Source organism: Microcystis sp. M44BS1 (assembly GCF_020244875.1).
In the GTDB taxonomy this organism is placed as follows: domain Bacteria; phylum Cyanobacteriota; class Cyanobacteriia; order Cyanobacteriales; family Microcystaceae; genus Microcystis; species Microcystis panniformis.
Window position 1 is genome coordinate 21141 of record NZ_JADBVM010000052.1, and the last position, 7417, is coordinate 28557.

General features: G+C 41.5%; 1 protein-coding gene. It reads right to left on the reverse strand.

Annotation, left to right across the window (positions count from 1 at the left end; all coding sequences use genetic code 11):
- Positions 1-165: 165 nt before the first annotated feature.
- The gene (locus IM515_RS03165) at positions 166-7383 is read right to left on the reverse strand and encodes a putative Ig domain-containing protein (RefSeq protein ID WP_287633177.1); all 7218 of its coding nucleotides are present in this window, start codon (positions 7381-7383) and stop codon (positions 166-168) included.
- Between the last annotated feature and the right edge of the window lie 34 nt (positions 7384-7417).

The window sequence follows — 7417 nt, forward strand, 5'->3', positions numbered from 1 at the left end:
TAATTGTAACCAGCTACTTAGTCGATGATAGGTGGTGCGTTACTTCAATCATAGTCCATCACACAATCACAGTCGATGATAGGTGGTGCGTTACGACGGATTGTCACCTTCCAGTCAAAGCAGCAATTTTTGGCCGTCTAACGCACCCTACAAGCTGTATTAAGATTAAACTAATACAAGTATATCAGAGGCGGTAAGAGTGGGTTTAGAACTAAGAGTTGCAATTTGAACAGGTACTAATATGTTTGTCCCATCAGCATCGAAGGAAAGAACCCCATTAATTATGTTATAAATAAAGCGATTGCTGGCATTTAATGCAGTTGTTCCTAACACGAATTGAGCGGCTGTAATGGAAACTCCTGCAGCTAAACCACCGCCAAAACCCGCAGCAGAGACAGCAATTTTATCCCCCTGACTGGAGAGAAAATCAGTAATCGTATCAATCCCTTCATTGCGGTTGTTGAAGGTGAAGCGATCGCCACCTGCACCCCCTGTTAGGGTATCATTCCCTAACCCACCGATGAGGGTATCAATTCCTGTTGCACCATTAAGGATATTGTTACCACTATTACCAGTGATAATGTTATTTAATGTGTTACCTGTCCCATTAATATTTGTAGTCCCGGTCAACGTGAGGTTTTCTAGGTTATTTCCCAGGGTGTAAGTTACAGAAGATTGAACAGTATCTGTCCCTTGGTTGGCATTTTCCGTAATCGTATCGGTGGTGGTATCAATTTGATAAGTATCATTTCCTAAACCACCGATGAGGGTATCAATTCCGCCTGCACCATTAAGGGTGTCGTTACCTTCTCCACCATTAAGAGTGTCATTGTCACTACCGCCATCCAGATTATCATCACCTAAGCCGCCATTAATACTGTCGTTACCATTGCTACCAGTAAGGGTATCTTGGCCTTCCCCACCATCGATACTATCGTTCCCTAATCCACCATTGAGGGAGTCTTGACCAATACCACCGAACAGGCGATCGCTGTCGTTACCCCCATTAAGTGTATCATCCCCATCCCCACCATTGAGGGTATCATTGCCATCGCCACCGTTAAGGATGTCGTTACCAATATCGCCATTGAGGCTATCATCTCCCGGACTACCATTGAGGGAGTCGTTACCTTCACCGCCACTAAGAATATCGTTGTCATCGCCTCCGTTAAGAGTGTCATTTCCGCTATTACCATTGAGACTATCTTTCCCTTCTTGTCCGTTAAGGAGGTCATCTCCATTACCGCCGTTGAGGGTGTCATCGCCTGCATTCCCATTGAGGGTATCATCTCCTGCACTACCATTAAGGAGATCGTTGCCATCTCCTCCAGTCATGGCATTAATGGTAAGCGTAAAAACGTTACTGGAAGACAATCCTTTAGTATCTTTTACTTCAAGCTTAATATCGAGACTAGAGCTTGTTGTATCCTTAGAAGTTCCACTAAAAGTTGTTGTCTTGGGATCAAAAGATAACCATTTAGGTAGGGAATTACCATTCACATCTGTTGCTGAATAAGTTAGAAAATCGTTTTTATCTATGTCTGTGAAAGTGGTTTCAGAAACAGTGAAAGTGAATAATTTATTAGTGGTTGCTGTTTGATTGGGAATGGGGTTAATGATAATGGGAGCAAGATTTTCTTGAATAAGAGCATCATTCTTCTCCAAGATGTTGATCAATTTCTGATTGGTTGTAACCCAGTTTTCTTGTTGCTGTTGGGCTAAGTCTGCTTGTATTTGTTGATTTTTTTGACTAATTGCTTCTAGTTTTTGCCATTCCAGTTCAAAAATACTTCTGATTTTCTCTTTAAGTTGAGGATCTTGATCGCCAATAGATACGATCTGTTCAATAGCTGCTGTTAAATTCTCTAGAGTTGTATCTTGAGATGCGGTTGCGATCGCTTGACCAGATTTGATAATATATTCAATATCTTTCCATTCAATTCCTGCTTTTTCTTTAAGTTTCTGAGTTAATACTTTATCTTCTTTCCAAATATTGAGAATTTCATCGGTTGATTTTTTCCATGTTTCTAAGTCATTGGTGTCAATGGCTTGTTTAATTAATCGATTGGTACGGGCAAGATTTTCTAATTGTACCCAAGTAAGTCCAGTTGCTTTTTCAGCTTGAGATTTTAGAGTATTATCATCTACCCAAATATTAACAGCACTCTTAATGGCATTTCCCCATTGTGCTAGTGTTTGTTGATCAACGGCTTTAGCTATTTCTTGACCGGCTTTTACTATATTTTCTATATCTTGCCAATTCAAATTAGTATAGGTTTTGAGTTTTTGGGTTAAAGTAGGATCATCTTGCCAAATTTTCAGAATTGCATCACTGGCATTTATCCAGTCTTGGGTTGTATCTTTGTTTATCGCATTATTAATTGCCTGTACGGTTTTGTCGAGTTTTTGAAGTTTCTCCCAAGATAAACCTGTGAGGTCTTCTGCTGTAGATTTTAGGGTATTATCATCTACCCAAATATTAGCCACTCGTCTGATGGCTTGTCCCCATTTAGCGAGTTCTTGACTGTCAATCGCTGTTGCAGAAGCTTGACCTGCTTTGACGATTTTTTCTAAGTCGGTAAAGTCTAAACTGGTAACTTCTTTGAGTTTTTTGGCAAAACTAGGATCGGTTTTCCAGATTGTTAAAATATTATCACTGGCAGTAATCCAAGATTGGGTATTGTTATTTTGACTAGCTTTATCTAGTTCCTGAACAGTGTTTTCTAATTTATTTAATTGTGACCAAGTTAGTCCCGTTGCTTGTTCAATTTTGCTTTTTAATGTGGCATCATCAGCCCAAATATTAGCGACTTTTCTGATCGCTTGTCCCCAATCTTTTAACTTTTCACTGTCAACAGCGATCGCAGTAGCTTGTCCAGCTTTAACAATCTTCTCAAAATCTTGCCAATCTAAGCCTGTATTGACTTTAATTTTATTGGCTAAGGTTTGATCTGTTTCCCAAAGTTTCAGGATTTTGTTACTAGCTTCTATCCAAGCTAAAGTATTACCTTGTTCGTAGGCTTTATTAAGGGTTGAAATGGTTTCCTCTGTCTTTTGAATTTGTTCCCAAGAAAGTCCAGATACAGTTGTTAATTTGTTCTTAAGCGTATCGTCATCATACCAAATATTGAGAACTTCTTTGAGAGATTGTCCCCATTGTTCAACGCTTTGCTTATCAGTAGCTATGGCAATAGATTGACCTGCTTTAACAACTTGCTGGAAATCTTTCCAGTCTAAATTCAGGTTAGTTTTTAAGAAGTTTTGGAGGGTTTGATTACCTTGCCAAATGCCCAGAAGTTCATTACTGGATTTAATCCAAGCTGCTGTATCTCCTTTTTCAATGGCTTTAGTAATGGCTTCTCCTGTCTGGGTAATTCGTTGGATTTCTTCCCAAGAAAGTCCTGTAACTTTTTGTGCCTCAATTTTGAGTTTATCATCAGTAACCCAGACATTTACAATGCTTTTTACAGATTGAGTAATTGCTTGCAAATTACGTTCTCTGACAGCAATTTCCAGCTTAACTCCCGATTGAATGATAGTTTCGACTTCTTCCCATTCAAACCCCGTTAAATCTTTAATAGATTTATGGGCTTCGGTTCCTAAATCAACCCCTAATAAACTATCATCCACAAGGTTAATTGCTTTACCAGCTGTTTGAATGGCTTTAATCCAGTCTTTATTGTCGATAGTTTGATATAAGGCTGAACTTAATTTCCCAAAGTCTTGAATTTCTTCCCATTTTAATCCCGTCAAATCTATTAGTTCTTTTTTCCCAGCTTCCCCTAATCCTAACGCAAAGTTTTTGTCAATTTGTCCGGCAATCTTACCGATTGCATTAGCCGCATCTAACCAGTTGCCATTTTCAATTGCTTTGATACCTTGGGCTGTTACCAGAGAGACTTGTCCTGCTGTAATAAAGAATTTTTGAATATCAGAAGCTTGATTTAATTTTGTGATGTCTTTAATGCCAAGAGATGCGGCATTAGCTAATGATTGAACCCCAGATAATAAGGCGAGAGTAGTATCTCCTGTTTTGGCGTACTGATAGGATGAGTAAGCACCTTGGGCGACTGTTTGGAATCTGGTTAGGTTGAGTAGATTGGGTGATAACTCATATTTTAAGAGTTCTAATTTCTGGGTTAATTCACCAACTAAGCTCAAATCTTTTGCTTCTTTGGCAACATCAATTGCCTTGGTGGTTTCAATAACTTGAGGATTCTTCGCTAGTTCGCTATTAATATCGCTAATTTCGTAGCTGGCAAAAGCCATTGCTGCATGGAAAACTGCACCCGCCCAGTCTCCATTATAGGCTGATTGAACAGCACTAAGAGAACTACTAATAAGGCTTAATGTAGTAGCAATAGAAGTAATTGTGCCAACTGATACACCAAGAACAGTTGCGCTGGCTGCTGCTGCGGTAGCTGCTGCGCCGGATAATCCTGCTGTTGCAATATTAACGGCTAAGGATGCCCCTACGGTAAAAACGGCTGATACTAACGAAATAACAAGCGTTGCAGTCCCTAAAACTTCATTAACAAAGGCTTTCTTTCTGACTTTGCGTTCTTTAATTCGCCCCTCAATAATCTGACTTAAAAGCTGTTGAGATTGTCGCGCTAAATCATCGGATAAATCAACTGCACCTTGAGCATAGCCAACCTTATAAAGTATCTCTAAATTCTGCTGACTGAGCAACTCTTTTTCTTGAGTTAATACCCCTGTTTTCTGAATCTCCTCATAAAGAGCTTTACTGGCTCCCTTGAGGTCGGTTTCTGATTGTTTCAGAAGGACTAAATATTGCTGCTCTTCTTGGTCTAATTTGGCAATTTCAGTGTTAAGTTTATTATTCTGCTCAATTAAACCATCAACCGTTTTCAGTAAATTATCCTGAATCGTTGCGGCTTCTTTCCCCTGTAAAGCAGCATGAATATCTTGACGAGTTGCTGTTAATATGCTCTGCAATTCAGCAGGTAAGCTGGGCTGTTTTTGTTTGAGGGCATCTAAATCGGCTAAGATGCCAGCGAGTTGTCCTTTATAGTCAGCTTGGGTGATGATATTGGCAATCGGGTTAATCCCTAAGTCGGTGCGGAGGTTGTTAATCGCTTGCTGGAGGGCTTCTTCGGTGTTAAGTTGGTTTAATTGTTCCAGTTTGGTGACGGCAATTTGACGATCGCGTTGAATATCTAATCGTTGTTTTTCTAACTGGGCTGCCACCGCATCATCAATTAATTGACTGCGTTTTTCGGCGATTTCTTGTTCTAATTGTGCCTGTGCTAAGTTGAATTTTTCAACGGAAAGAACTTGTAATAAGGTTTGATTTGTCCAGTCTTTCAGTTGGGAAAGGGCATCAATACGAAATTCAGCAACGGCGATTTCTTGTTTATGGGCCTCAATTGCTTCTTGAGAGTTGCCAATACTTTGTTGAAGTTGGGCCAATTCTTGGGTGGCGAGGGTTTTTTGTCCTTCTAAGAGAGTAATTTGACTTTCGGCAGCTTGACGAAGGGCGGTAAATTGGCTGGCTTGTTGTTGCGCCTGTTGTTGCAGTTGCCGATATTGCTGCATTTCGGCATAGTATTTATCGGCTAAGATTAAATCTTCGGGTCGGGCAATTCCTCCTGAACAACCGCCACCTTTATCGTTGGCTAAATCTCGATAATCTTTGTAATAAAGTTCGGCGGCAGTAGCCATATTGTTGGCGTTGGCAACTTCCAGAAGTTGGGCGGCTTCTTGGCTTCCAGCATCATTTGCCTGTTTGAGGATGGTGAGAAGTTGGCTTTCAAAGCTGTTTAATTCTTGGCGTTTAGTAGTGGCTTGGAGGGTATAATTTTTTTCGAGTTCAGTGGCTTCTAGGAGTTTTTTCAGTCCCTGTTGTTTATCTTTGATGGCGGAGAGGTATTTGTCGTTTTGCAGCAGGAGAGAGGCTTGCAGGTCATCCATCACTGCGGTTAAAGCTTGGCTACTGGCTTCGGCTTGTTCGGCGAGTTTTTGGACTTCGGCGAGGGTTTTCCTGGTATCTGTGAGTTGTTGTTCGAGGGTGCTGGTGTCTTTGTCGGGGCTGGCGAGGGTCGCATCGAGGAGTTGATACTCGGTGAGGAGTACCTGTTCTTGGGTTGAGAGGAGGGTCTGTTTTTGGGTGAGGGTGGCTTGTTGGGCGGTGAGGACGGTTTGTTTTTGGGTGAGGAGTTGGATGGATTGGTCTAATTGGGCTTTTTTGGTGAGGTTTTCGTCGCCCCCATTATCAAGGGAGGTTGGGGGGATCAAATCCCGCTGGGTTTGCAGTTGAGTGATGAGGGTTTGGGTTTGGGTGAGTTCGTCAGCGAGGTAGATGGTTTGTTGAATTGCCCAGTTTTTCGCGGCGGTGATGTCTTGTTGCAGGAGTTGAGTTTGGGTTTGCAGTTCGGCGCGTTTTTGTAGGACGCTGTTGAGGGCGGTTAGGTAGTTGTCTTTACTGGTTTGGTATTCGCCGGTTTCTTTTTGAATATTGGCGGTGGCGGTGGCTGCATCTTGGGTGGCTATTTGCAGTTGGTTTTGCAGGATGGGGAGGAGTTTTTCCCAGTCACTTATTTGGGCGATTTTGTCTTCGCTGAGTTTTCTTTCTGCTTCCAGTTGTTGCAGGAGGTGGATAAATTCGCTTTGGCTGAGGGCGGCTTCATTGGCGACGGCGTTGGCTTTATTCCATTGGTCGAGGATGGTGGTGGTGGTATCTTTATTTAATGTATCGGTTGTGGCTCCTTTAAGGAGTTGGGCGGCGTGTTCTCGGAGGGCGGTGGCTTGTTTGGTGTAGGTATCCCAGATAATCCAATAATGGTCAACATGGGTGATTGTAACGGTTTCACTGCGTCCACAAGATCCACGAGATTCTCGGTATTCGATCCAAGTGGGTCCTTGTTTACGGCTTTGTTCCCAATAAAAGGCGGATTTTTCTTGATACCAGTCAGCTTGAGAGATGGAGGCGGCGGCTTCGGCTTGTTTTTGGCTGATGCTGTTTTTTAGTTGGTCGATTTCTTGTTGGGATTGGGTTTGTTGGTCGCTGATTTGTTGTTGGAGAGTGGCGAGGGTGGTGGGGTTGTTGAGTTCAGGGAAGTATTTGTTAAGGAGAATGTTTTCTGCTTCTGCTTTTCGGTTATTAGTTAACGCAACCCAATTATTAGAATTGCCATCAGATTGTAAGTTAACAATGTCATCTAAGCCATCCCCATTAAAGTCACCTATTAATTGTTCTGAGTTATTTTCATTTCCCCAATATCCTGCTGTTAATCCTTGGGAAGAATTGAGAAATTTAAAACTACCATCTCCATTAGATAAGGCAATCCAATTATTAGAAGTGCCATCAGATTGTAAATTAACAATGTCATCTTTACCATCTCCATTAAAATCTCCGATCAATTGTTCTGAATTATTCTCATGTCCCCAAAATCCA